Origin of the sequence: Streptomyces pallidus (ex Mingjun et al. 2026) (assembly GCF_051550185.1) — a bacterium.
Lineage (GTDB): Bacteria > Actinomycetota > Actinomycetes > Streptomycetales > Streptomycetaceae > Streptomyces.
This window is the reverse complement of record NZ_CP196181.1, coordinates 296,990-321,897: the sequence shown is the minus strand read 5'-3', so window position 1 is coordinate 321,897 and position 24,908 is coordinate 296,990. Positions and strand designations below refer to the sequence as shown.

Below are 24,908 nucleotides of genomic sequence, written 5' to 3'. Positions count from 1 at the left end.
CACTAGGAAGCGAGGGCGACAGCTTTGACATCACTCAGGCGCTGGGGCAACCGGGCACGTTCCCGCGTTGCTCTGTCCATCACCTCGGTCTGCCGCACCTCGTCCGTGCCTGCTGCGTGGAACTCCTTGCCGAGACCTGTGAACTCGTCGGCCAGCTCACTCAGTGCTGCACCCGCGGCGGCCACCTTCTCCAGTCGGCTCTCCCGGTCGTCTCCGTTCTCAATGAGGAGCTCCGCCTCGTAGGAGATACGGAACCGCATCTCGAAAATCAGCTTCAGCGCCTCGTCAACGACGTCGTCGATGGCAGCCAACTTCGACTCTCTTCCTCTGGGAACGGTCCTGCACCAGCTGTCCCGCCCGGCTCGCGGGCCCTGGGCCGACAGCCTCGGCGGCGGCGTGCCGAGCATTCTCCCAGGATGAGGCAGTCACCCGGATGTCGAACCGCGGCGTGCCGCGGCGAATCCTCCGCCCGAGGCGCGTCGGCCTCGTGACCGGGCGGGCCCGCCGGAAGAGGAATGGAGGGGGACGCCGGCGCGGAGCGGTGGACGTATGGGCCGGCCCCGTCGCGCCGCCGAGCTGGCGCAGGCCTCGACCGCGGTCGCGCCTGCTGCTTCGACCAGTGATCGCAGGAGGTCAGCGCAGGGCAGCCGCGCCCGCGTGGACGGCCCGGAGGGCGCGTTCGACAGTCTCCCGGCGTTCGCCGACCGGAGCCACGTAGCCGAGGACGTCACGCGCGGTGCCCTCTCCGAGCACGCGGGTGATGACCCAGGTGGCGAGGTACTGGGAGGCCAGGCAACCGCCCGCCGTGGCGATGTTCCCCTCGGCGTGGAAGGGCGCGTCCAGCACGGTGACGCCACTGGCTTCGACGAAGGGCCGGCTCTTGACGTCCGTGCATGCGGGCATGCCATCCAGCAGCCCGAGCCGGGCGAGCACCAGCGCGCCCGAGCACTGAGCGCCGATCAGCTGCCGCGAAGGGTCGAGCGGCAGCCTGGAGACCAGCCGGTCGTCAGCGACCACGTCTCGCGTCTTCACTCCGCTGCCGATCAGCACGACGTCGGCTTCGGTCACGAACTCCATCGGGCGCTGCCCCGTCACCTCGACGCCGTTCATCGACGTGACCACCGGCGTCGGCGTCGTGATGAAGGCCTCCAGGCCGTCCGTGCGGCACCGGTTGATCAACGCGGCCGCGATGAAGCTGTCCAGTTCGTTGAAACCGTCGAAGGTGACCACGGCTACCTGCATCACAACTCCTTCACGTTCAGGAAGTCCCCAGTCTCCCTGGCGCGACGTTCCGCGTCGAGAGCCGAGGGCGACAGGAGGCCGGGCAGGGTGTCAGACCCCATCCCGTGGAGTAGAGCGCGGTCAGGTCGACGTGGTGGTGGTCCACCAGCGTGCCCGGCAGGGCCAGCGGGAGTGTCTGGACATGCCCTTCATCCCGCGGCACGGCCCTGCACCTCTTCGATGACGCCGGCTCGCCGAGCGGTGAGGTCTACGCGCTGTACGGGGTGTCCCGCCACACCTACGGCGTCGCCGACGACGAGTCGGACCCGCAGAAGGCGAACTTCGGGTACCGGATCATCACGCGGTACTCCGTGGAAGGCGAGGTCCTGGTCAGCGCCGTGTTCCGCACCGGCGGCGCGAGACAGGGCGACTCGGCCGTGGCCGACGGAGGAGACATCGGCCTGTGCGTCCTGCCCGACGGGGTCCTGGCCATCACCGCGACACCGGGCAGGACCACCCTCGTCGCACCCGACCTGAGCCGGGTCCTGACCGTCTACGACTCCAAGGACGGGCGCCCCTACACGGAGTTCACGCCGGGTGAAGGCGACCCCTTCGCCGGTTCCCTCAGCGTGACCCCCTCGGGCCGGCTGCTGTGCACCGTCGCCGAGTACGGAGTGTGGAGGTACGGCAACGTCATCGGTCCACCGCATCTGACCACCCCTTCCGGCGAGGTGCACAACGCCCCAGCGACGCGGCCGGTCCACTTCGCCGGACTCGACGTACCTGCCGCCGGCGGCTCACTGGCTCCGGTCCTCGAACCGGTAGCCCGCTACCTGGCCGGCATCGATCCCCGAGCAGCGCGCTACGCGCGAACTGCCCTTGAGCTGTCGGAGCGCCTGGCAGAAGGCTCGGGCCCTACCGCGGCCAGGGCGCGCCTTGGTGTGGACGCTGCCGTCCAGGACCGTCGTGTCACGGCGATGCGCGAGACGTACATCGACGCCGGAGGGGCCGCCCTGTACGAGGACGTGGTCGAGGACGCCTGGGCGGCCTGGCGCACGGACCAGATGCAACGGGCGATGGCTGCGCTGTTCGACGGGAAGCCGGATACCGCCGACCTCTCCGCCCGCGACCGCTACCTCGCCGACAGCCTGGTCTCGTGGCAGGGCCCGGGCTCGGGGCCGGTGGCGCGGTCCGCGCGCGCGGGGAGAGCCTCCAGTGCGTACAGGTGCGCCTGTCCCCGGTGATCGCGCGCGAGCTCCTGGGCGCTTCCCCCGCCGACCTCGACGGCGCCGTCGTACCGCTGGGCGCCGTGTGGGGTGCGGAGGTGGCACGGATCCGCGAGCAACTCGCCGACGCACCGTCGTGGCAGGACCGCTTCGCGTTGGCGGACGCGCTGCTCGCCCGCCGGCAGGAGGCGGGGAGCCGGTGGATCCCGAGGTGGCCTGGGCCTGGCACCGGAGAGTCGTCAGCCGTGGCCGGATCCGGGTCGACGGACTGGCCACCGAGGTCGGACGGAGCCGCAAGCGCCTGTGGTCCCGGTTCCGGTCGCAGCTCGGCCTGCCGCCCAAGCGCGCCGTGAGGCTGGTCCGCTTCGACCATGCCGCCCACCGTCTGGTCGCGGGTGAAGGTGCGGCCCATGTCGGCCGACACCGGCTACACCGACCAGTCCCACCTGCATCGAGACGTCGTGGCGTTCACCGGGGCAACCCCCGCGACCGTGGCCGGCGAGCCGTTCCCCGTCGTTGACGACCTTGCATGGCCCGGCCGCGAATCCACCGTCCACACTCACACCGCAGGCCACCTCCGGCAAGGTCGCCGACCAGAACGCCGCGACGAGGGTGCCGCACCCGGCCCTAGCCCAGAACGGCGTTCTCGTTGTCCAGCAGGTCCAGCAGCAGTTCCCGGTGCAGGGCGGCGATCGGCTCGAGCAGGTCGGGGTGGCGCAGCAGGGGAGCGGCGTCGTGTTCGCGGTCGCCGGGGTCGGTGAGGCGGGTGACCTCGCCTGTCTGGCCGCGATCGACGAGGTGGTGGGCGTCGCCGGCGAGGGCGGGGGCGGCGAGGAGACAGGCGGCCCAGCTGACGACGGTCTCGTCGACCCAGGTTCGCCAGTCGGCGTCGGCGGCGTCCCCGTGGTCGGCGCCGGTCAGCCAGTCGAGCCGGGCGCTTCCGCCCGGGCCGAGGAGATGCAGGAGCTGTGCGTCCAGCGGGGTCGGGTAGCGCAGGGCGGCGGCGAGGGTGACGGCCTGCCGGGCTTGGGCCTCGGCAAGCGCGTGGCTGAACGCGCCCGGGGCGGGCGGGAAGGCGGTCAGCAGCCAGCGGGTGCCGGCGGCTATGACCGGTGCGAGTTCGGTGGACACGGCTGATTCCTCGGGGGGCGGGCTCGCCCTGGCCCGTGCCGGGTCCGCGAGCTGCGGTGCGAAGCTGCGCCGCTCCGCTCGTGGCCGACCAGCGTAGCCGCAAGCGGCGGGCCTGCGGCGTGACGCACGTCACCCTCCGTCCGGGGCGGCGGTCCCGGACGGGTACCTGCGGCCCGCCGCCCTGGACCGGGCCTCAGGACTTGCCGCGGCCGGTCACGAAGTCGCGGGTCCGGTCCACCAGGCCGGCGCCCGGTGCGAGGAGTTTGCTGGCCGCGGGGCTGCTCGGGGCGGCAGGGTGCGGGCGGGTGGGCGCCATCGCCTTGGCGCGGCGGATCTTGTCACCCAGATCGTCCAGTTGCTGAGGCGTACAGGCGCTCGCGGACCGCCGGGTAGAGGTACTGCTCCTCGGCGACCGAGTGCCGCACCAGCTCGATGGTGATCTCGCCGATGAGATCACGGAGCTCCTGCCCGGTGCCCGTCATGGCCTGGAGACGGCCGAACATCTCCTCCCCCTCCCGGTGGTCGGCCATCAGCTCGTCGATCACATTTCCGCCGTGTCCCATGTCGCCTCCACGTGTGCTCGGGGACGGGCCGCTCCGGCCCGATCCGATCGGTTCCCCGCCGGACCCGGAGGCGCCCGGCCGCACGGGCCGTCTCACCCGCTCGGGGGATGCAGTCCCCTCGCGCCGGCGGGGCCGGGCAGGACGGAGGGCGGGCGGTTAACATTCGGCTGTTTCTGCTGGCCAGCAGCCGCCCGAGCGGCCAGGTCGTGATCAGTCGATCCGCTCCCAGGCCGATCCGTGCCGCGCGGGCGTAGCCCGTGCTCTGCCAGTGCAGTTGTTCCGGGGCGTGGGCGTCGGTGTCGACGGCGAAGCGGCAGCCCGCGGCGGCGGCCCGGACCAGCAGGTCGTCCGGCGGGTCGCGCCGTTCGGGCCGGCAGTTGATCTCCACCGCAGTACCCGCCTGCGCGCACGCGGCGAAGACGGCACCGGCGTCGAAGCGGGACTGCGGGCGGCCCCGGCCGGTGATGATCCGTCCCGTGCAGTGCCCCAGGACGTCGACCCGCGGGTTGCGCACGGCGGTGACCAGGCGGGCGGTCATCGGTTCCGGTTCCGAGCGGAGCTTGGAGTGCACGGACGCCACGACGAGGTCGAGACGGCCGAGCAGGTCTTCGTCCTGGTCGAGCGAGCCGTCCTCCAGGATGTCGCACTCGGTGCCGGTCAGCAGACGAAAATCCGGGCCCGTCCTGGAGTTGACGGCCGCCACGGCCTCCAGCTGCCTTTCGAGGCGCTCGGGGCTCAGCCCGTGGGCGATCGTCAGCCGCGGTGAGTGATCGGTCAGGACGGCCCACCGGTGGCCCAGGGCGCGGGCCGCGTCGGCCATGTCCTCGAGCGGGCTACCGCCGTCCGACCAGTCGGAATGCAGATGGCAGTCCCCGGTGCTCGCCGCCGCGAGGGCCCAGCCGGCCCGGGCGGCCGGGTCGGCTTCGGCCTGCAGTCGGGCAAGGTAGCGCGGTACCGACCCGGTCGATGCCTGGGAGATCACTTCGGCGGTGACCGGGCCCACCCCGCGCAGCCGTCCGGCCTGCGCGGCGTCCACCGGGCCCGGTGGCAGGTCGCGGACGGCGTCGGCTGCCGTGTGGAAGGCGCGCACCCGGTACGGGGACGCCCCGCGCCATTCGAGGAGGAAGGCGATCCGACGCAGAGCTTCGTCCGGGGTCACGGCAGGGGGGTTCCGCCGGTCGCGTTGACGATCTCGCCGGTGATGTAGGAGGCCTGGTCGGAGGCGAGGAAGACGTACGCGGGTGCCATCTCCGCCGGTTGCGCGGGCCGGCCGAGCGGCGACTGCTCGCCGAACTTCGTCGGGTCGGGCATCGTCGCCGGGATCAGTGGGGTCCAGACGGGTCCGGGCGCCACCGCGTTGGCCCGGATACCCCGCTCGGCGAGCATCTGGGCCAGGCTGTGGGTGAAGGAGATGATCGCGGACTTGGTCATGGCGTAGTCCAGGAGGTGCGGGCTGGGCTGGTAGCCCTGCACCGAGGCGGTGTTGATCACCGAGGCGCCGCGCGGCATGTGGGCCAGCGCGGCCTTGGTGAGCCAGAACATCCCGTACAGGTTCGTCTTCATCACCCGGTCGAACTGCTCGGTGGTGATCGCCTCGATCCCGTCCGGCTGGGCCATCTGGTGGGCGGCGTTGTTGACGAGCAGGTCGATGCCGCCCAGTTCGCCCACCGTCCTGTCGATGAGACCGGTGCACTCGCTTTCGTGCCGGATGTCGCAGGGGACGGCCATCGCCGTGCGGCCGGCCTGCCGGATCAGGCGGGCGGTCTCTTCGGCATCGTCGGCTTCCTCGGGCAGGTGGGTGAAGGCGACGTCGGCTCCTTCCCGTGCGAAGGCCAGGCAGACGGCCCGACCGATCCCGGAGTCCCCACCGGTGACCAGCGCCCTGCGGCCGCGCAACAGGCCGTGGCCCTGGTAGGTGTCCTCGCCGTGGTCGGGGCGCGGATCCATCGCCTCCGTCGCGCCGGGATGGTCCTGCTCCTGCTCGGGGAACGGGGGGCGGGCGTGGCGTGCCACCGGATCGGTGAGGTGGGGCTGGTCATGGGAGGGCATCGCTGTCTCCTTCCGGCACGGTCGGTCGGGGGCGGGGGGTGTCAGGCCGCCCCGGCGGCGGCTACTGATCGGCGGATCCGGGCTCCGCCATCCGGCGGTGTCCTTCCGCTTTGAGGCCGTCGGGCAGGACCTTGTTGACCATGCCCTGCGCCCGGGTCTTCAGCGATCCGGCGACGACCTTGTCCTTGCCGGCGAAGAGAGCCTGGAGCCCCTGCTCGGCCACCTGGGCGGGATCGTCCTTCGCGCTCTGGCCGACCTGGGTGTCGCCCATGTCGGCGCGGCGGAAGAAGTCGGTTTCGGTGGGGCCGGGCATCAGGGCGGTCACGGTCAGGGGGGTGTCCTTCAGCTCGTTCTGCAGGGCTTGGGAGAAGGACTGCAGGAACGACTTCGAGGCGTTGTACACGGCCTGGAACGAGCCGGGCATGGTGGAGGCGATGGAGGAGGTGATCAGTAGCCGTCCCTCGCCCGCCGCGGCCATCGACCGCAGCAGCCGCTTGGCCAGGTGGACCGTGGAGCGTACGTTCAGGTCGATGATCTCGAACTCGTCCTCCAGATCCGTGTCGAGGAAGGCTCCGCCTTCGCCCACGCCGGCGTTCAGCACGGCCACGGCCACCGGGCCGGTGGCGGTCACCGCCTCGACGAAGCGCTCCGCCTCCGCGTAGCTGCGCAGGTCCGCCCGGACGGGCAGCACGCTCGCTCCGGTCCGCCGCCTGATCTCCTCCGCCGCGTGACGGAGTCGTTCCTCGTCGGCGGAGTTCACGATCAGGTCGAAACCCCGTTCGGCGAGCTGTCGGGCGAGCTCGAACCCGATGCCACCGGAGGCACCGGTGACCACGGCACGTTCTCGGCTCTCGTTCATGCTCGGCACCTACCCAGGACGGGCAGATCATTCCCGGCAGATCGTTCCAGAACGTGCGCGGTTGACCCCTGCCGGTGTGGGCAGGGGCCCGGCGTGGTCGAAGGCGGCGGTATGGGTTGCACGGCACTCATCGTGATCGACATGCTCAACACCTACGAGCATGAGGATGCCGAGGTGCTGGTGCGGTCCGTCCGGGCGACCCTTCCGGGCGTCGGGGCGCTGCTGCAGCGGGCGCGGGACGCCAACGCCCCGGTCGTCTACGTGAACGACAACTTCGGCCGCTGGCGCTCCCACCACGGCGAGATCCTCGAAGCAGCCCTGGGCGGCCGGTACTCCGATCTGGTGGAGCCGATCGCGCCGGACGAGGAGTCCCTGTTCGTCGTCAAGGCACGCCACTCGATCTTCTTCGAAACGCCGCTGGCCTACCTTCTGGGCCAGCTCGGTGTGCAGCGGGTGGTGCTGTGCGGGCAGGTGACCGAGCAGTGCGTCCTGTACTCGGCCCTGGACGCCCACATTCGGCACCTCGACGTCGTCGTCGCCCTCGACGCGGTCGCCCACATCGATGCGGGTCTCGCCGAGGCGGCCCTGTGCATGATGGAACGCAACATGTCGGCCGAGCTCCGCACGAGCGGCGATATCAGTTTCGAGGACGTTCCTTCCGGCTGACGGCGGCGCGGCCGGGATCTCAGGGGGCGTGGTACGGGTTGTGGTAGGTCACCCGGTCGCATTCGTCGAGGTGCCACCACCGGTACTGGCACACCCGTACGTCGATCGACCGGATGGAGGTGGCGGACACGTGGGTCGGGTCCGTCCAGGTGGTGGTGTCGCACTCGTCCGCGTAGCGTTTTCCGCTCCTGCCCTCGCTGCTGGTGCCGGGGTTCCACTCGATCTGCCAGTAGGAGCGGTTGCCGTCCCCGCAGGTGTCGCTCAGCGACGACGTGGGGATGGTCAGGGAGCCGCGTGACTGCCAGTACGCCGTCGCGCTGAGTCGGCCGTAGGGGCTGGTGCGGGAGATGTCGGTGGCGACGGCCGCGTGTGCCGGGGCGGCGGGCACCACGGACAGGGCGAGTGCGGTGAGCGTGGTGCAGGCCACGGTGAGTTGGCGGAAGTACATGGGGACCCCGATCGTCCTGGGGTGTCGGAGCCGGTACGCCAGGTCACTGTCCCCGGCCGCCCGGCTGGGAGGACAGGGGCCGGCGGGCGGGGCCGTCCCGGGCGGGCGGTGGTTTTCCACCGCTTCAAGACTGGCACCACTGCGCGCGCAGGACCAGGGTCCCCGTGACGGGCGGACCCGACGCCCACCCGGGAGGCGCAAGGCTTCTGCGAGCGTCCCAACCGGCGTGGCACCGATCAGAGCAGGACTTCCCGGTGTGCCGTCACGGTGCCGCCGACGTGGACGAGCGGACCGTCGGGCCCCTGCCGCGCCGTAGCGGTGACGGTGGAGGGCGAACCGAGGGAATCGCCCATGTCGACCGTGATGCCCGTGGATCCCTCGCGTGCGAGGTGGGCAGCGAGACAGGCCGTGCTGTTGGCGTTGGCGATGTCCTCCGGGACGCCGATCGACGGGGCGAACATACGGGCCGCCAGGTGCCCGTCGGAGCCCGGTGGGCCGTACGCGTAGCAGCCCAGCAGTCCGAGGCGGTCGCAGACGTCACGGAGTGCGTCGAGGTCCGGGGCCAGGGCGGCCACAGCGGCGCGCGTCGGGACGGGGACGAGCATCCGTGGCCGCCCGAGCGAGGCCACGCAGATGTCGCCCGTCGTCGTTCCGGGACCGGACCCCAGCGAGCGCAGGACCGAGTCGCGCTCTTCCGGCGATGGCCGGCGCAGGTCGATGGCCCCCGGCTCGAACAAGGCCTTGAGCTTCCCGTCCTCCCGTGCGACGTGGCCACGGAAGACGCGCCCCGGCGTCCTGACGGTGGCCCGGAGCTCCGCGTGCCCGCCCCGTGCCGCCAGGAAGGCCAGAGCAGCGACCGTGCCGTGCCCGCATGCGGGCAGTTCCCCCGCGGGGGTGAAGAAGCGCAACGACACGTCGGTACGGCCGGGCGCGCCGCCGTTCGTGGAGACGAAGACCGCGTGCGACGTCCCGGCGAGAACGGGCACCCGCCGTCGCTCGGCACCGCCCAGGGCGGTCTCTTCCACGACGGCGGTCGGGCTGCCACCGCGGCCGCCGCGCGAGCACGCGTGGAGGACCGTAACGGCCAGACCGCTCGCTCTCCTGGCGGTGGCGTCCGACATGGGAGCGAGCGTAGTGCAGGGGGATCCCTTCGCGGCTGCCCCGCCGCCCACCGGGCTCCGCTCGGCAAGGCCGCCCGCCAGAGGGCGGGGAGGAGCCGGACGGCTGCCGCCGGGAGTCCGCGGGCCCGGGGACGGCGGTCCGAGCGCCGTGGCCGGGGGCTTGCCGGGTTCTGGGAGCAGGGCCCGGATGACCCTGGTGCCGTGCGGGTCCCGTTCGGCAGTCCGGTGGTGCCGCCTGTGGCCCGGGCGGGAGCCGTACCCGTGGGCACGCCTCGCGTGGCCGAGCCCGGTGAAGTCCTGCAGGATTCGGCCGTAGGGCTCCGCCACCGCGTATGACCCACCTTCAGACACCCAAACGCGGTTCGTACGAACGTCCTGAGCCGGCATCAGGAGGATTGACTGCTCTCGCATTTGAGGGGCACCCCTCGATGCCGGCGCCGTCCTCCGTTCGGGACGGGGTGTTCGGCTTCGGCACCGCATGACCCGCCGGCCGGGCGTTCCGGACGACCCGCTGGCGGTCGGGGTGGCGTACGACGCGACGCCGCCGGCCGCGCGCCACGAGCGGCTCTGCGACTTCCGGGTCCTGCTCCGCGACGACCATCCGCTCGTCGCGACCGGGGTGCGCCGTGCGGGCGGGCGTGCACCGGGTGGCCGACGCGCCGGTCCCGCGGCGGCCGGTCGGCCGCCGGGGCCGGGAGTGGCGACGTCAGCCGCTCCCGTCTCGCCGGCGCCGCGGGCCGCACGGCCCGGCCCTGGCTGCTCGCCGGCACGGAAGCCGGGCGGGGGCCGGACAACGAGCCGCTCGTCCGGGATGTGCGACCACTGGGCTGGATCGATCCCACCGTCCTGGCGGAGGCAGAGACGGAGATCGAGCACCAGCCGGGCTGGTGGGGCCCCCTGGACCGGCTGTGAGCGCCGGGGCGTGGCACGGCGGCTCGTCCGTCGGGCGGCCGGGGTGCGTCTCGTTCGGGGGAATCTCCGTGGCGCTGCGGGGGCAGACGCGCCGAACGAGGGCATCGGTGTGGTGCCCTGCGCGTCACCGACCGGGCTGAGCGTGGCGCCGGTCATGACGCGCCCACGCCTTTCGACGAGGGAGACTCTCGTGTCGCACGTCAAGGAATCGATCGACGTCAACGTCCCCGTCCGCACCGCCTACGACCAGTGGACGCAGTTCGAGTCGTTCCCGGAGTTCATGTCCGGCGTCGAGCGGATCGAGCAGCGCACCGACACGCTCACGCACTGGGTGACGAAGGTCGCCGGTGTGGAGCGGGAGTTCGATGCCGAGATCACCGAACAGGTGCCCGACCGCAAGGTCGCCTGGGTGACCATCGGTGAGGGGGCCGAGCAGTCGGGCGTGGTGACCTTCGAGCCGATCGACCCCTCCCATACGCACGTCACGCTGATGATGGACTTCGACCCGGAGGGGATGGCGGAGAACCTCGGCGACAAGCTCGGCCTCGTCGACCGGCAGGTCAAGGGCGATCTGAAGCGGTTCAAGCACTTCATCGAAGAACGCGGTTCCGCCACCGGCGAATGGCGCGGCCAGGTCTGACCGCACGACCCGAGGGCCCGCTGGCAGCGCATGCGGCCGTGCCCGTCCGCCGGTCGGCCCGGGCGGCGGACGGGCACGGGTGCGCCGGGTCGCGTCCGGTGGGCCACGCTCCGGCCCGTGCGTGGCCCCGGCCCGGTAGAGCCCGGCTCAGGGGGTGCGGGTTCGGGCCGGACCAGGCGGTTGCCCGACCCGCCTGGCCGACATGACGGCGGACGGCCGGCGGCCGCTGCCGCGGGTTCTTGTGAGCAAGCCCACGGGAGCCGCATCGTGCCTGGTGGTGGCGCGGTTCAGCGGGCCCGGGCGGTGTCCTGCGGGCCGTGGTCCGCCCGTGGGGGGCGGTTCTTCTGCCACGATGTTGCGCCGGGACGCCCACCGCGCCGCGCACCGATCCGGTGCGCCCGACCGGCCGAAGCGGCCCGCCCCCACAGCCAACCGCCGCCTTCGCCGTGCGCTCGTCCGGGTACCTCACTGTGACTTCCTCCGCCTCGCCCTCCACCGCGCCCTCCACCGCCGATCGCTCTCCCTGGCGCTCCCTGCGCTACCGCAGCATGCGGTGGTGGTCGGTGGCCAACCTGGTGTCGAACATCGGCACCTGGATGCAGCTGACCGTCCAGAACCTGCTGGTGCTCCAGCTCACCGGGTCGGCCGCCGCGACCGGGCTGTCCATCTCCGTGCAGGCGGCGCCCGGCCTGCTCATGGGCCTGGCCGGCGGTGCCGCCGTGGACCGGTGGCCGCGGAAGCTGACCGCCGCGGTGAGCCAGGCGCTCCTGGGGGCGGTGGCCTTCACCATGGCCGTGCTCGTGGCCCTGGACCAGTTGAACCTCGGCGTGCTGTTGGGGCTGGCGGCCGTCACGGGCCTGATCGCCACCGTCGACGGTCCCGCGTGCGCGCTGCTCGGCAACGACCTGGTCCCACCGGAGGACGTTCCGTCGGCGATCGGCGTCGGCTCCCTGGTGCACAACGCGGGCCGTCTGGCGGGTGCGGCGCTCGGTGGGGTGACCGTCGGGTTCCTCGGCGCGGCGGCCGCCTACACCGCTAACGGGCTGTCGTTCCTGTTCGTCGCCGCCGTCATCCCGTTCCTGCGTCCGGCCGCGGCCGTACCGGCGCGTCCCGGGGCACCGACCGCACGGGACCCGGAGGAGGCCGTCGTCGGCCCTGTCGCGGCACCGGCGCAGCCGCAGGGCGTGCGACAGGGCCTGCTGTTCTTCCTGGGCCGCCGCCGGCTGGTGGCCCTGGCCGGGATCGGAGGCCTCAGCGCGCTGTTCGGCCGGAACTACGGGCTGACCCTCGTGGTGTTGGTGACCGGCCCGCTCGCGGGCGACGCCGCCGCCTTCGGCGTGGTGTCCACCGTGCTGGCGGCCGGCGGTATCGTCGGCGCCGTGCTCGGCGCCAGGCTGCGCCGGCCCACGGTCCGGCTGGTCGGGATGCTCGCGGCCGGCGGGGCACTGCTCCAGGTGCTGGCCGGGCTGTCGCCCTCCCTCGCGGTGCTGCTCGTACTCGTGCTGCCGATGGCGGTTGCGGAGTCGGTGTCGGAGACCGCCACCACCACCCTGGTGCAGACCGACCCGCCCGCCCCCATGCGGGGCCGAGTGCTCGGGATCTGGGGAACCGTGCGCACGGTGTGGGGTCTCGCGGCGCCGGCCACGCTGGGCCTGCTCATGGAGCTGGCCGGTGTCCGGGGCGCACTCGTCTTCGGCGGCCTCGTCGTCGCCGCCGTCCTCGGCTCCGGCTGCCTGCTGCGGGGCCGCCGCCGGGCGCCGGAACCGGTGGTCCTGCTGCCGCAGGACAGGGCTGCCGCCACGGTCCGGCCGGGACTGGGCACGGCCGCCTGACGAGCGGGCGGTTGTCCGCGCCCGCCCGGACAGCCGGTCCCCGTGCGGCGCCGGACGGTTCACGGCGGCGCATGCCGTGTCCGTGATCCACGGACCGCGGTCACTTCTGCGAGGGGCCCCGGTCCTTCCCGCACAGGGTGTCCACTGCGTCGAGGACCTCGGGCACGGTGATGCGCAGCAGCCGCGGGTCGGGGGCCGTGGCGTGGGCGTCCCCGGGGCGCAACGGGTCGTCGCCGGGGCCGCGGTGCCAGAGGGCGGTGTGCCGACCGCCGGGCGGTGGCCCCCACAACTGGGGGGCGACGGGGCCGAACAGGACGACGGACGGCGTGCCGAGGGCCGTGGCGAGATGGGCGAGGCCGGTGTCGCCCACGATCACGCAGCGGGCCGCCGCGACGGTCGCGCACAGCTGGGGGAACGGTACGTCATGCTCGCCGCCGAGCACCGATCCGGGCGGCAGGCCCGCCAGCCCGGCGACCCGCCGGGCCAGCCCGGCCTCGCCCGCGCCGTCCGTCACCACCACGGGGTGCCCGGCACGGTGGACCGCGCGGGCCACGGCGGCGAACCGGTCGGCCGGCCAGCGGCGGGCGCCCGCGTCGGCTCCCGGGTGGACCACGGTCGCGCCGGGTGTCGCAGACGGGCAGGGCGGTGCCGGGATGTGCACGTCGGCGGGGTGGGCGGGGATGCCGTACCAGCGGAGTCTGCACCACCGGTCCCGTTCGTGTTCCGCGGAGTGCCAGCGCGGGCCGGTGATCTCCGGGGTGCCGGGGTGCCGGGGTGGCGGAAGGCGTACAGGCGGCGGGGGCGGAGCCGCTGGAGCAGTAGGTGACTGGACGGGCCGCTGCCGTGGAGGTCGACGGCCAGGTCGGGCGGCGGGCCGCTCCAGGGCAGCCGCGTCGGCACGGCGCGCCCGGGGGCGGTGGTCGGCAGCAGCCGGTCGACCAGGCCGGTGGCGGCCGTCGCGTCGGCCAGCCGCTCCGGGGCGGCCAGCAGGAGCTCGTGGCCGGGCAGTGCCCGGCGGAGGGCGCGCAGCGCGGGCACGGCGGTCAGCAGGTCGCCCAGCCCGAGCGCGCGCAGCACCAGCGCGCGCGGCGGAGCGTGTTCCGAGGCCGGGCCGGCTGCCGCGTAGGCCGGGCCGGCTGCCGCGGCTGCGCCCGCTTCCTGGGCGGTGGCTCCGGGGGCGGCGGCCCCTGGGGTGGCGGTCACCGCGAGGCGGAGCGTGCCGCCCGGCGGGCCAGGCCGGTGGTGGAGCGTCCTTGGAGGTAGGGCAGCACGAGGGCCTGCCCGCCCCACCCGCGCAGGGTCTCGGCCTCGGGCAGGTCCTCGACGCAGTAGTCGCCGCCCTTGACCCAGATGTCCGGCCGCAGCTTTCCCAGCAGCGCCTCGGGGCTGTCCTCGTCGAAGGACACCACCGCGTCCACGCTGCCCAGCGCACTGAGCACCCGGATCCGGTCGGGGAGCGGGTTGAGCGGCCGCCCGGGGCCCTTGAGCCGGGCGAGGGAGGCGTCGGAGTTGACGCACACGATGAGGCAGTCACCGATCCGGCGGGCGCTCTCCAGCAGGCCGACGTGGCCGGCGTGCAGCAGGTCGAAGCACCCGCCGGTGGCGACGACCGTGCCGCCCCGGGCCCGTACGTCCCGGGCGAGGGCGTAGGCGTCGGACGGCGGGCGTGCAGCGGGCGCCGGTTCGCGGGCCGGGTCCCACAGCGCGGCGTTGCCGGCGCCGCCGGCGCTGACGAAGGCGGCCGCTTCGGCGACCGCGCGTTCCACCGCCTCCTCGGGCAGTGCCCCGTCCGCGAGGGCAGCGGCACAGACGGCGGCGAAGCAGTCGCCGGCCCCGCAGGGGTCGCCGTCGGCCTGGTAGGGGGCGGGAAGCAGCATGGGAAGGTCCGTGGCCGGTCGGGTCAGCAGAGCGCCCCGGGCGCCGAGGGTGACGGCGACGGCGGCGGCCCGCCAGCGCTCGGCCAGGGCGCGGCCGCGCCGGGCGTCGTCGGCGAGGGTTGTGCCGGAGCCGGGCAGCAGGGCGCGGGCCTCCGCCGCGTTCGGGGTCACCAGACGTGCGGCGGCGACCGGCGCGTCCCCTTTGGGGTGCGGGTCCCACACCACGGGGACGTGCCGGGCCGCCGCGGCGAGCTCCGCGCGTACGGCGCGGGCGGTGTGCCGGCCGTAGTCGGCGACGAGGACGGTGCCGGCGGCGGCCAGGACCTCGCGGACGGCGTCGTCGGCGGCGCCGGGACGGCCCCCGCCCCGGTCGATGCGCACGAGAGGACGGCGGCCGGCCAGGACCCGCGTCTTGACCGGGAGGGTGCCGTCGAGGGGGAGTTCCACCAGGGTGAGCCGACCGTGCAGGGCCCGGCGTACGGTGTCGGCGGCCGCGTCCCGGCCGAGCGCGGTGACCAGGACCACCTCGGCCCCGGCGGGCCCGGCGCGGGCGGCGAGTGCCGCGGCGAGGCCGGCTCCGCCGGGCCGGGAGCGGTCGCTGCACACGTCGATGACGGGGGCGGGCGCGTCGGGGGCGAGCCGGCCCGCCTCGCCTTCGATGTCCTGGTCGAGGAGGGTGTCCCCGACCACGACCAGGGGCCCGGCGGTGGTCATCGCGGCCTCCTGCGGGCCGCGGCGGCGGCCCGGGGACCGACGGGTCCGCGGGGGGCGCGCGCCGGCCGCGGGGCGGCGGCCGCGGGGGGCGGGGCGAGGGCCGCGTCGAAGCTCTCGCACAGCAGGTGCACGGCCACCAGGTGCGCTTCCTGGACGGTGGCTGTCCGCGGTGCGTCGATGCACAGGGCGTCGTGGCCGGCCTCGGCCAGCGGGTTCGGGCCGGGGCCGGTGAGGGCCCACACGCGCAGACCGGCCGCGCGGGCCGTGACGGCAGCCGAGATCAGGTTGGTGCTGCGGCCGGACGTGGAGAGCAGGACGAGGACGTCGCCGGGACGGCCGTGCGCGGAGACCTGGCGGGCGAAGACGTGGTCGAAGCCGTAGTCGTTGCCGATGGCGGTGACGCTGGAGCTTTCGGCGTGCAGGGCGATCGCCGAGTAGGCGGGCCGGTCCTGCTGGTAGCGGCCCACGAGTTCGGCCGTCAGGTGCTGGGCCTGGGCGGCGCTGCCGCCGTTGCCGGCGGCCAGCAGCCGGCCGCCGGCCGGGAGGAGCGCGGCGAGCTCGCGGCCCCACCGGGAGAGCCGGTCGAGTCCGGTGCGGCGGAACCCGTCGAGGGCGTCCTGCAGGGACTGGCAGTGCCGGTGTGCGTCTTCGAGTGTGCGGGGGTCGCTCATGGGCCGTGCGGGCGGCCGCCCCGGACGGGTGCGGTTGCGCCCGACCTGCTTCGGTGGTTCGGGGGCGGGGGCCGCGTCAGACCACCACGGCCGCGGCCGGCCGGGCGGCGAGCACCGAGCGGTAGACGGTCTCGGTGGCGGCGGCGACATGGGCCCAGCTGTAGTGGCCGAGGACCCGTTGACGTCCCGCCGCCCCGCAGGCCGCGCGCAGCGCCGGGTCGGCCAGCAGGGCGGCGACGGTGGTGGCGAGCGCACCCGGATCCCCGGGCGGCACCAGCCGACCGGTCAGCGGGTCCGACACCGTGTCCAACTGGCCGCCGACCGCGCTGGCGACGACGGCCCTGCCGCAGGCCATGGCCTCCAGCGGGACGATGCCGAACGGTTCGTAGTCCGCGGGGCACAGGACGACGTCGGCGCTGCGCAGCGCGGCCGCGACGTCGGGGCCGCACAGCCCGCCCGTGAAGCGGACCCGGTCGGCGACCCCGGCCTCCTCCGCGATGCGGCGCAGTCGGCGCACCTCCGGGTCGGAGCCGAGGCGGGCCAGGGGCGGGCCGCCGACCACCAGGAGTTCGGCGTCGGGCAGCAGGGGCAGCGCGCGGATGGAGACGGCGGCGCCCTTGCGCGGTACCAGGCGGCCCAGCTGGAGGAGCCGGTGGGGGAGGGCGCCGCGCGCGGCCACCGGTCCTTCCGGCGTGAACCGGTCGGGGTCGACCCCGCAGGGCACCACGTCCACGCGGTGCGCCGGAACGCCCATGCGGGCGAGTTCGGCGACCTCGTCGCGGCAGGTGGCCACGACCCGGTCGCAGTGCAGCCCGAGTTCGCGTTCGCAGCCGATCCGTGCGGGCGGGCTGGTGTCGGCACGGCCCTGGTGCCTGCGCTTGACGCTGCCCAGCGCGTGGTAGGTGTGCACCAGCGGCAGCCGCAGCTCACGGGCGGCCTGCAACGAAGCCAGGCCGGACATCCAGAAGTGGGAGTGGACCAGGTCCGGCGGCCGGTCCCGCCACAGGTGGGTCAGGTAGGCGCCGAACCGGGGCATGTGCGGCAGCAGTTCGTCCTTCGACAACTGGACCGGAGGGCCGGCGGGCACGTGGTGCACCTCGACGCCCGCCCGCAGCCGCTTGCGTTCGGGCAGGTCGAGGGCGTCCTTGCGGGTGTAGACGGTGACCCGGTGGCCGCGCTCGGCGAGCGCGCAGGCGAGGGCTGCGACATGGACGTTCTGCCCGCCGGCGTCGGCGCCTCCGAGGGGGGCCAGCGGGCTGGCGTGCTCGGAGACCAGGGCGACGGACAGCGCCTCGGCGGTCGCGCCGCGAAATCCCCCGGAACGCAGGGGACTCATGAGACCACCTCTTCCATGAGCTGCTGCCAGTCGGTCAGGAACCTTTTGAGGCCGTACCGTTCGAGGACCGCCTTACGGGCGCGGGCTCCGTCCTCAGCGGCGGCCTGCGGATCCGCCAGGTAGCGGCGGGCCGCCTCGGCGAGCACCTCGGGGCGGGTGGACAGCGTGCCGGTGCCGGGCGGGACGGCTTCGATCGATTCGGTGGTGGCGAGGACCACGACCGGCATGCCCAGGTGCATGGCCTCCAGCAGCGACAGGCCGAGCGAGGTCCAGCGCACGGGGTGCGGGTAGAAGCGGCGCCGTGCCATCTCCCGGTGGAGGAGGGCCTGCGGGAGGTCGGCCGTGCGGCAGCGGTCGGGCGGCAGGCCGAGATGGGCGGGGAGGCCCTCGGTGGCCATGCCGAAGACGTCCAGCGGGGCCGCCTCGGCCAGGGCGGGCAGCAGATCGCTGCGGTGTGGCGGCCGCGGCGCACCGGCTCGTTGACGACGACGGCGGCACGCGGCAGCCGGCCGGTGTAGAGGTGGCCGGGGTCGACGACGGCGTGCTCGATCACGGTGGTGCGGGTGGTGCCGTTGTCCCAGAACAGTCGGTTGAAGTGGGTGACGTGGACGAGGGTGACGTCGTCGCGGTCGGCGCAGGGGTGCCGGGTGCGCGGGACGTCGCCGGCCGGGGCGTTGTGTTCCAGGTACACGGCGGGGAGGTCCCGGCCGGGGCGGCGACCGCCGAGCCACCGTTCGGCGAGCTGCTGTTCGTGTGGCCGCTGGAGGACCACCAGGTCCACCGGGGCGTCGCGGAGCTCCTCCGGGGTGACCTCGCGGACCGATGCCGGCCAGTCGAAGGTGCGGGCCCGGCCGAGGCCGTCCGCATCGCGGCCCGGAGTGACGGGGACGAGGTAGGTGTGGGGCCCCTGGACGAAGGCCGTGGTCCACGAGCCGTGCACGTGCCAGAGCAGGATGTTCATACCGGAGCTCCTTGGTCCTTGGGGAGGGGGCCGTCCGGGAGGGACCGGACCGGCGGCGTGCCCTCAGGTCCCGGCCGGGCACCCTTGCGGCCGCCGAGCGCGCGGACCGCCGCCACGACCTGGTCGTCGCCGATCCCGTCCAGGCAGGGGTGGCCGGCGACCGGGCAGCGGCGGGCGCGGCTTCCGGCGCAGGGTGCGCCCCCGTCGCCGAGCAGGACGTGCGGGACGCCGTAGGGTCGCCAGCGTTCGGCGGACACCACGGGCGCGAACAGGGAGACGACCGGGGTGCCCACGGCCGCGGCGAGGTGCGCCGGCCCGGTGTTGCCGACCACCACGGCGTCCGCGCCGGCCAGGACGCCGGCCAGCTGGTGGAGGTCCTCGGTGGCGCCGCCCAGGTCGAGCCCGTGCCGGCCGGCTACCTCCGCGGTCAGGCTCCGCTCGGCCGGGCCCCCGGTCACCACCACACGGAAGCCGGCGGCGGCCAGCTCCGCGGCGGCCCGGGCGGCCCGCCGGGAGCTCCACGCCCGGGCGGGACCGCCGCCCCGGGATGCAGCACCACGTACGGGGCGGGGCCCGTGAGCCGGGTCGTGTCGGGGGGCGGACGGACGGCGAGCGTGCCGGGGTCACCGTCGGGGAGGGCGAACCCCGCGGAGAGGGCGAGGTCCAGGGCGGCCTGGGCCTCGTGGCGGCCGGGGCGCCGCCGGTGGCGCAGGTCGAGCAGGGAACCCGGGTAGTCCTCGCTGTCGGCCGCCGTCCAGCCGATCCCGGCCAGCTTGAGGAGCAACGCGACGGGCAGCGGGCTCTGGTGGTGGGAGACCAGGACCAGAGCGCGGTCGTAGCGGCCGCGGGCAATGGCGTCGACGAGGTCCAGGCAGTCCTCTCGCGACACCGGGGCCGGCTCCAGCCCGACCCAGGGCGCGTCGTACAGCAGGACGTCGTCCACCCCGGGCAGCAGCCCGGCCGCCGGAGCGCCCTGCGGGCCGCAGAGCAGGGTCGTGTGGGAGGACCCGGCCGCGACGGCTCGGACGGCGGGGCCGGCGAGCAGCACGTCGCCCGCGCTGTCGAGGCGGACGACCAGGGTCCGCGGGGCGTTCACCGGGCCGCCCCGGTCCGGCCCGCCCAGAGTGCCTGCCGTACGGCGGCCAGCAGGTCGGGGGCGGTCTCGCGGGCCTCGGCCGTCTCCTCGGGCCGGGTCTGCGCAGTGGGTACGAGGATGCCGCGGGCGCCGGCGGCACGGGCTGCTCCCAGGTCGGCGGCGATGTCACCGATGAGCACGGTGCGGTCGGGCCGTACGCCGAGCCGCCGGCAGGCGGCGTGCACCAGTCCGGGGGCGGGTTTGCGGCAGCCGCAGCCGTCGTCCGGGCCGTGCGGGCAGATCGCCCAGACGGCGAAGGGACCGAGCAGGTCCTCCACCCGGGCGCGGACCGCTTCGACGTGACGCCGGGTCAGCAGCCCGCGGGAGACACCGGACTGGTTGCTGAGGACGCCGACGGGGATGCCCAGGGCGCGTACGGTGGCGACGGCCTCGCGGGCCGTCGGCAGCGGCGCGACCAGGTCCGGGTCCCCGTTGTAGGGGACGTCGGCGATCAGGGTGCCGTCCCGGTCGAAGAACACGGCCTCGGGCGGGGCGCCGGGGCCGGCGCCGGACGGCCGGCGCCGGACGGCCGGCCCGTCGATGAGCCAGGGGTACGGCACCGAAGGTGCGCAGCCGCGGCCTCGGGCGGCGGGGCGGCCGGTCACGACGACACCGGTTCGCTGGTCCGGGCCCGCGCCGGATGTGCTTCGGGCGGCGGCCCGGCGGGCGGCTGCCGGGTCATCGGGCGGGCCCGGCGGTGCACCCACAGTCCGCGCAGCCAGTGCCAGCATGCTGCGGGCGGGATCAGGACGCTGGTGGCTGCCATGACGGCGACCTCGGCGCGGGTGCGGGGGCCCGGTGCGACCCGGGCCCAGGCGAACTCGGCGGTGCCGGCCAGCCAGGCCGACGCACAGACCGCGGCGGCCCGGGGCCGGCCGAGGGCGGTGCAGCAGGCGGCCGCGACGGCGGCACCGGTGACCACGAAGTGCCGGGGCAGGCGGCCCCGCGGCGCGGCGGCCCGCTGCCACCAGTCCCGGCCGTGCAACCGGGTCATGAGGACGTCGTCGGCGTTGCCGGCCTGGGTCCGCAGGGAGACCCAGCGGTCGGCCGGCCGTACCGGGTGGCTGGTGCGGCGGTCCCCGGCGGCGAGGTCCCAGCCCGCGTCCAGGAGGCGCAGCGCGAGGTCGGCGTCCTCCCGGAAGGCGCGGCGGAAGCGGTCGTCGAAGCCGCCGACCGATTCGAGGGCCTCCCGCCGGTAGGCCAGGTCCGCGGTGATCCAGCGGGCGGTGGCCAGGCCCGCGGTGTTGCGTTCCCAGTCGGTGGGCCGGCGGTCGGGCGGCAGCGGCACGCTGATCCGGGCGGTGACCCCGGCGGTGCGGGCACCGGCCCGGCCCAGATCGCGGGCCAGGTCTTCGCCCCAGGACGGCCCGGGGACCACGTCGTCGTCGAGGAAGACGATCCAGGGGACCGGCCCGGCGGCCCGCCAGCCGGCGTTGCGGGCCGCGGCGGGGCCGCGGCCCCGCCGCTGACGACGGTGGTGACCGGGCGCAGGAGGGCCGGCACGTCCAGGCCGCGGGCGCGGGGGTCCGCGTGCCCGGCCGTGTCGAGGGTGTTCCGGTCGTCGACCAGGACCAGCCGGGACGGCAGCGGCCCGGGCGTCCGGGCCAGCGCCTCCAGGCAGGCACGGAGGCTGGGGCGGCCGAGGGTGGGGATGACGACTGCGTAGTCGGGTACGGCGGGCTGCCGGTGCGCGTCGGAGGGAGGGGGGCCGGCGGGGCGGGTCATCGCAGCCACCTTTCGTCTGCCGGGCCGGAGGGATCTGCCGAACCCGACCGGAAGAGCGCTCCGCGGCGCACGGCGTACGGGCCGATGGCGAGCAGGTCCACGGGGGAGGAGCCGAAGCATTCCAGTGCCTCGCGCGGCTCGTCGACCATCGGCCGGCCGGCCGTGTTCAGACTGGTGTTGACGACCACGGGGAGGCCGGTGAGCCGCTCGAACTCGGTGAGCATGCGGGCGACCAGCGGTTCGGCGGCAGCGTCGACGGTCTGGATGCGTGCCGTGCCGTCGACGTGCACGACCGCGGGGATCCGGTCCCGCCAGGCTGGGTGGACGTCGTGGACGAAGAGCATGTGCGGGCTGGGTAGCGGTCCCTCGAAGATCGCGGCGGCGCGGTCGGCGAGCACCATGGGTGCGACGGGACGGAACTGCTCGCGCCCCTTGACGTCGTTGAGGCGTTCGAGGTTGCCGGCGTGCCCGGGGTGGGCCAGCAGGGACCGGTGCCCGAGGGCGCGCGGACCGTACTCCGAACGCCCTTGGAACCAGGCGACGACGGCGTTGTCGGCGAGGGCGCGGGCGACGGTCGCGGCGATGTCGGGGGGCCGGTCGAACGGGACGGCGGCGGTCTTGAGGATGCCTTCGAGTTCGGCGTCGGTCCAGTCGCGGCCCAGGTCGGCGCCGGGCATGGGCACGGGATCGTCCCCCCGGTCGGCGGCGAACAGCAGTGCTCCGCCGAGGGCGGTACCGGCGTCGCCCGCCGCGGGCTGCACCCACACCCGGGAGAACGGGCCTTCCCTGGCGATGCGGGAGTTGGCGACGCAGTTCAGGGCGACTCCGCCGGCGAGGGTGAGCACGCTGTCGCGGGTGCGGCCGTGCAACCAGCGCACCAGATCGAGGAGGGTCTCCTCCAGGACCGCCTGTGCGGAGGCAGCCACGTCCGCGTGGTCCTGGGTCCACGGCTCGTCCGGGCCTCGGGGACTGCACAGTTCGTGCCAGGGGACGCCGGTGGCGCGGAAGCCGCCGTCGCCGGTGGGGTGCACGTGCCGGCGGAGCTCGGACAGCATCCGGGGCCTGCCGTACGAGGCGAGGGCCATCACCTTGAACTCGTCGGAGGAGCGCAGGAAGCCCAGGTGGGCGGTGAGCTCCACGTAGACCAGGCCCAGGGAGTGCGGCAGCTCCTGTGCGTACAGGGGTTCCAGGCGGCTGCCGGTGCGACGGGCGGCGAGGTGGGAGGCCCGCTCCCCACGGCCGTCGAGGACGAGGACGCTGGAGCCGTCGGCATCGTCGGCGGCGAACGCCGCGGACGCGGCGTGCGCCATGTGGTGGGGCACGAAGCGGACGACGGCGGGGTCCAGTCCGGGCAGGGCGGTGCGCAGGAAGCCGGGTACCTCACGGGCATAGGTCAGTCGCAGGTGGTCCCACGGGTCGTCGAGGCCCATGTCGGCGGCCGGCCGGGCGAGGGACGGGTCGAAGGAGTAGGCCACCGCGTCGAGGTCCTGCGGGCGCAGGCCGGCCCGTTTGAGGCACCAGGCGGCCGCTTGTTCGGGTAGCTCCCAGGCGGAGAAGGGGACCGGCCGTTTGCCGTGCTTGCGTCGGGAGAACCGTTCCTCCTCGGCGGCCGCGACGGTGCGGCCGTCGACGAGGAGCGCCGCGGCGGGGTCGTGGAAGAATGCGTTGATTCCGAGGATGCGCATGGGCGGCGGCCCCTTCTGCCTGTTTGTCGGGGTCAGTTGCCGGCGCGGTCGCGGAACCAGGCGATGGTGCGCCGCAGTCCGTCCTCCGCCGTCACGCGCGGCTCCCACTGGAGCTTGTCCCGGGCGAGCGTGATGTCCGGGCAGCGGACGGCCGGGTCGTCGGTGGGCCGTTCGATGAAGCGGATCTCCGAGCGGGAGCCGGTGAGTTCGATGATCCGGCGGGCGAGTTCCAGCATGGTGATCTCGTCCGGGTTGCCGATGTTCACCGGGCCGCGCATGCCGTGGGCGGCCATCGCGAGGATGCCGCGGACGGTGTCCTCCACGTAGCACAGGGAGCGGGTCTGCAGGCCGTCACCGGTGACGGTGAGGGGTTCGCCGGCGAGCGCCTGGCGGACGAAGGTGGGGACGGCGCGGCCGTCGTAGCCGCGCATCCGCGGCCCGTAGGTGTTGAACAGGCGGACGATGGCGGTGTCGGTGCCGTGCAGGCCGGATTCGGCGGTGGTGAGGGCCTCGCCGAAGCGCTTGGCCTCGTCGTACACGCTGCGCGGGCCGACCGGGTTGACGTGGCCCCAGTACCGCTCGCTCTGCGGGTGTTCCCGGGGGTCGCCGTACACCTCGGAGGTGGAGGCGAGGAGGAAGCGGGCGCCCGCCCGGTGGGCCAGGGCGAGGGCGTTGCGGGTGCCGAGGCTGCCGGTCTCGAGGGTGTGCACGGGCAGCCGCAGGTAGTCGGCCGGCGAGGCGGGCGACGCGAGGTGCAGGACCAGTCGGGTGGGCGTGCGACGTCGAACGGCTCCACGACGCTGGCCTGTTGGAAGGTGAAGCCGGGGCGGTCGAGCAGGGCCGAGACGTTGTCGACCCGGCCGGTGCTGAGGTCGTCCACGCAGGTGACCGCCGTGCCGGCGTCCAGCAGGGCGGTGCACAGGTGCGAGCCGACGAAACCGGCTCCGCCGGTGATGACGGCGTGCTCCCAGAGGCGCGGGGCTGCGCTGTCCATGAGGTGTCTCCTCGGAACGGGGGGCGGGCCTGGGACGGCCAGCTCGGGAGCGGTCCGGCCGCGGGCGGCGGCATGAGAAGCGGGGGTGTGCCCGAACGAAGCGGAGGCCGGATCCGTTGGACGGCACCAGACTGCGGCAGCCCGCCGACACCAGCGCGGCACGCCGCGCGTTCCGGTGAATCACCCTGTGTGACGAAGGGCCCGCCGGGGCCGGGCACCGGCGCCGAACGGCGCCGGCCGGCCCCTACGGCGCGGCATGCGACCGGCCGGCCCCTGCACCGCGCGCGGCACCGGCGTGTGCGCCGCCCCGGGCAGCTGCCGGTCACGGCCGGCGCCAGCGGTCGTGGTCCAGGTGCGACCCGGCCATCGGTCCCATCAGCAGCATGCCGCCGTCGACCGGCCACGAGGCGCCCGTGACGTACGAGGCGTCGGGACCGGTCAGGAAGGCGACGACGGCGGCGACCTCCCGGGCGTCGCCGGGCCGGCCGGCGGGCACGCCCGGACGCGGCTCCGCCCGGACGTCCCGGTCTTCCTGGCCGGTCATCGGCGTGGCGATCTCGCCCGGCGCCACGCAGTTCACGGTGATGCCGTGTTCGGCGAGTTCGAGTGCCATCACCCGGGTCAGCAGGCCCAGCCCGCCCTTGGCGGCGCAGTACGGTGCCGCGCCCACGCGGGGCTGGTGCTCGTGGACCGAGGTCACGTTGACGATCCGGCCTCCACCACCCTGCCCGATCATGCGGCGGGCGGCCCGCTGGCCGCACAGGAGCGGGCCCACGAGGTCGACGTCGAGGACCTCCCGGACGGTGGCGAGGTCCAGTTCGAGGAAGGGCGTGGCGGTGCCGATGCCCGCGTTGTTGACGAGGACGTCGATGCGGCCGAGTTCGTCGGCGAGCCGGTCGACCACGTCGGCGGCGGTAGGGAGGTCCGCCAGGTCCAGCCGGGCGACGGCGGCTCGCCGGCCCCTGCTCCTGACCTCCTCGGCGGTGCGCTGGGCCCCCGCCTCGTCCAGGTGCCAGGTGATGCCGACGTCCATGCCGGCGGCGGCCAGCCGCACCGCGACGGCACGGCCGATCCCGGAGTCGGAGCCGGTGACCACCGCCGTGGTGGGGGAGAAATCGAGCGGACTGATCATGGTGGTCCCC

At 74.7% G+C, this 24,908-nt stretch carries 18 protein-coding genes and 8 pseudogenes; 6 read left to right on the top strand and 20 right to left on the bottom strand.

Annotated elements, in window-relative coordinates:
• Window positions 1-2 precede the first annotated feature (2 nt).
• Together ACSHWO_RS01615 and ACSHWO_RS01610 are read right to left on the bottom strand one after the other, a co-directional pair.
• On the bottom strand, window positions 3-311 hold the full coding sequence (locus ACSHWO_RS01615; RefSeq protein ID WP_438309717.1) for a hypothetical protein: 309 nt from the start codon (window positions 309-311) through the stop codon (window positions 3-5).
• 322 nt (window positions 312-633) lie between these two features.
• The gene (locus tag ACSHWO_RS01610) at window positions 634-1,242 is read right to left on the bottom strand and encodes a DJ-1/PfpI family protein (RefSeq protein WP_438309716.1); all 609 of its coding nucleotides are present in this window, start codon (window positions 1,240-1,242) and stop codon (window positions 634-636) included.
• A 149-nt stretch (window positions 1,243-1,391) separates the two neighbouring features.
• Here ACSHWO_RS01610 and ACSHWO_RS01605 point away from each other — a divergent pair, with 149 nt between their 5' ends.
• Window positions 1,392-2,465 (top strand): erythromycin esterase family protein, encoded by a 1,074-nt coding sequence (locus ACSHWO_RS01605; protein WP_438309715.1) that lies wholly within the window; start codon window positions 1,392-1,394, stop codon window positions 2,463-2,465.
• Window positions 2,360-2,989, top strand: a pseudogene (locus tag ACSHWO_RS01600) (helix-turn-helix domain-containing protein); the annotation flags it as partial. The gene ACSHWO_RS01605 and the pseudogene ACSHWO_RS01600, both read left to right, overlap by 106 nt.
• Before the next feature lie 85 nt (window positions 2,990-3,074).
• Here the strand turns inward: ACSHWO_RS01600 and ACSHWO_RS01595 are convergent.
• The 5 genes and pseudogenes from ACSHWO_RS01595 to ACSHWO_RS01575 all read right to left on the bottom strand — a co-directional run bounded on the left by ACSHWO_RS01595 (window position 3,075) and on the right by ACSHWO_RS01575 (window position 7,049).
• A complete protein-coding gene (locus tag ACSHWO_RS01595) occupies window positions 3,075-3,578 on the bottom strand; it encodes a hypothetical protein (RefSeq protein WP_438309714.1) in 504 nt (167 codons plus the stop codon).
• A 193-nt stretch (window positions 3,579-3,771) separates the two neighbouring features.
• Window positions 3,772-4,141 (bottom strand): annotated as a pseudogene (locus tag ACSHWO_RS01590) (hemerythrin domain-containing protein).
• Window positions 4,142-4,319: 178 nt separating this feature from the next.
• A pseudogene (locus ACSHWO_RS01585) lies at window positions 4,320-5,300 on the bottom strand (PHP domain-containing protein); the annotation flags it as partial.
• Window positions 5,297-6,190, bottom strand: coding sequence for an SDR family oxidoreductase (locus tag ACSHWO_RS01580; protein ID WP_385845580.1), 894 nt, complete (start codon window positions 6,188-6,190; stop codon window positions 5,297-5,299). The gene ACSHWO_RS01580 and the pseudogene ACSHWO_RS01585, both read right to left, overlap by 4 nt.
• Window positions 6,191-6,251: 61 nt before the next feature.
• A complete protein-coding gene (locus tag ACSHWO_RS01575; RefSeq protein WP_438309713.1) occupies window positions 6,252-7,049 on the bottom strand; it encodes an SDR family NAD(P)-dependent oxidoreductase in 798 nt (265 codons plus the stop codon).
• Window positions 7,050-7,160: 111 nt separating this feature from the next.
• On the opposite strand from ACSHWO_RS01575, the gene ACSHWO_RS01570 reads away from it, so the two are divergent.
• The gene (locus tag ACSHWO_RS01570) at window positions 7,161-7,715 is read left to right on the top strand and encodes a cysteine hydrolase family protein (RefSeq protein ID WP_385845587.1); all 555 of its coding nucleotides are present in this window, start codon (window positions 7,161-7,163) and stop codon (window positions 7,713-7,715) included.
• A 19-nt stretch (window positions 7,716-7,734) separates the two neighbouring features.
• Here the strand turns inward: ACSHWO_RS01570 and ACSHWO_RS01565 are convergent, their stop codons facing one another.
• Together ACSHWO_RS01565 and ACSHWO_RS01560 are read right to left on the bottom strand one after the other, a co-directional pair.
• On the bottom strand, window positions 7,735-8,163 hold the full coding sequence (locus ACSHWO_RS01565; protein ID WP_438309712.1) for a hypothetical protein: 429 nt from the start codon (window positions 8,161-8,163) through the stop codon (window positions 7,735-7,737).
• A gap of 236 nt (window positions 8,164-8,399) precedes the next feature.
• Window positions 8,400-9,284 (bottom strand): PhzF family phenazine biosynthesis protein, encoded by an 885-nt coding sequence (locus ACSHWO_RS01560; protein ID WP_438309711.1) that lies wholly within the window; start codon window positions 9,282-9,284, stop codon window positions 8,400-8,402.
• A 411-nt stretch (window positions 9,285-9,695) separates the two neighbouring features.
• Here ACSHWO_RS01560 and ACSHWO_RS01555 point away from each other — a divergent pair, with 411 nt between their 5' ends.
• The 3 genes from ACSHWO_RS01555 (at window position 9,696) to ACSHWO_RS01545 (ending at window position 12,668) form a co-directional block, all read left to right on the top strand.
• Window positions 9,696-10,196, top strand: coding sequence for a DUF6098 family protein (locus ACSHWO_RS01555; RefSeq protein ID WP_438309710.1), 501 nt, complete (start codon window positions 9,696-9,698; stop codon window positions 10,194-10,196).
• A 190-nt stretch (window positions 10,197-10,386) separates the two neighbouring features.
• Window positions 10,387-10,836: an SRPBCC family protein gene (locus tag ACSHWO_RS01550; protein WP_385845599.1), complete on the top strand. Its 450-nt coding sequence runs from the start codon at window positions 10,387-10,389 to the stop codon at window positions 10,834-10,836.
• Between the two features lie 548 nt (window positions 10,837-11,384).
• Window positions 11,385-12,668, top strand: a complete 1,284-nt coding sequence (locus ACSHWO_RS01545) for an MFS transporter (protein ID WP_438318858.1) — start codon at window positions 11,385-11,387, stop codon at window positions 12,666-12,668.
• A 100-nt stretch (window positions 12,669-12,768) separates the two neighbouring features.
• Here the strand turns inward: ACSHWO_RS01545 and ACSHWO_RS01540 are convergent.
• From ACSHWO_RS01540 to ACSHWO_RS01490, 11 genes and pseudogenes are all read right to left on the bottom strand, one after another.
• A pseudogene (locus tag ACSHWO_RS01540) lies at window positions 12,769-13,748 on the bottom strand (glycosyltransferase family 9 protein).
• Between the two features lie 119 nt (window positions 13,749-13,867).
• Window positions 13,868-15,259, bottom strand: coding sequence for a PfkB family carbohydrate kinase (locus tag ACSHWO_RS01535; RefSeq protein ID WP_438309709.1), 1,392 nt, complete (start codon window positions 15,257-15,259; stop codon window positions 13,868-13,870).
• Window positions 15,256-15,930 (bottom strand): D-sedoheptulose-7-phosphate isomerase, encoded by a 675-nt coding sequence (locus ACSHWO_RS01530; RefSeq protein WP_385845608.1) that lies wholly within the window; start codon window positions 15,928-15,930, stop codon window positions 15,256-15,258. The genes ACSHWO_RS01535 and ACSHWO_RS01530 overlap by 4 nt, the downstream gene beginning before the upstream one ends.
• Before the next feature lie 76 nt (window positions 15,931-16,006).
• Complete coding sequence (locus ACSHWO_RS01525; RefSeq protein ID WP_438309708.1) at window positions 16,007-17,266, bottom strand: glycosyltransferase; 1,260 nt, start codon at window positions 17,264-17,266, stop codon at window positions 16,007-16,009.
• Window positions 17,263-18,227 (bottom strand): annotated as a pseudogene (locus ACSHWO_RS01520) (glycosyltransferase). Before ACSHWO_RS01520 ends, ACSHWO_RS01525 begins: the two are co-directional and overlap by 4 nt.
• Window positions 18,224-19,323 (bottom strand): annotated as a pseudogene (locus ACSHWO_RS01515) (glycosyltransferase family 9 protein). The pseudogenes ACSHWO_RS01520 and ACSHWO_RS01515 overlap by 4 nt, the downstream one beginning before the upstream one ends.
• A complete protein-coding gene (locus ACSHWO_RS01510) occupies window positions 19,320-19,922 on the bottom strand; it encodes a D-glycero-alpha-D-manno-heptose-1,7-bisphosphate 7-phosphatase (RefSeq protein ID WP_438309707.1) in 603 nt (200 codons plus the stop codon). Before ACSHWO_RS01510 ends, ACSHWO_RS01515 begins: the two are co-directional and overlap by 4 nt.
• Before the next feature lie 41 nt (window positions 19,923-19,963).
• Window positions 19,964-21,087: pseudogene (locus ACSHWO_RS01505) on the bottom strand (glycosyltransferase family 2 protein).
• Window positions 21,084-22,772 (bottom strand): carbamoyltransferase family protein, encoded by a 1,689-nt coding sequence (locus ACSHWO_RS01500; RefSeq protein ID WP_438309706.1) that lies wholly within the window; start codon window positions 22,770-22,772, stop codon window positions 21,084-21,086. The pseudogene ACSHWO_RS01505 and the gene ACSHWO_RS01500 overlap by 4 nt, the downstream one beginning before the upstream one ends.
• A 32-nt stretch (window positions 22,773-22,804) precedes the next feature.
• Window positions 22,805-23,766, bottom strand: a pseudogene (locus tag ACSHWO_RS01495) (NAD-dependent epimerase/dehydratase family protein).
• Between the two features lie 322 nt (window positions 23,767-24,088).
• Entirely contained in the window at window positions 24,089-24,898 is an 810-nt protein-coding gene (locus tag ACSHWO_RS01490; RefSeq protein WP_438309705.1) for an SDR family oxidoreductase, read from the bottom strand.
• Window positions 24,899-24,908 lie beyond the last annotated feature (10 nt).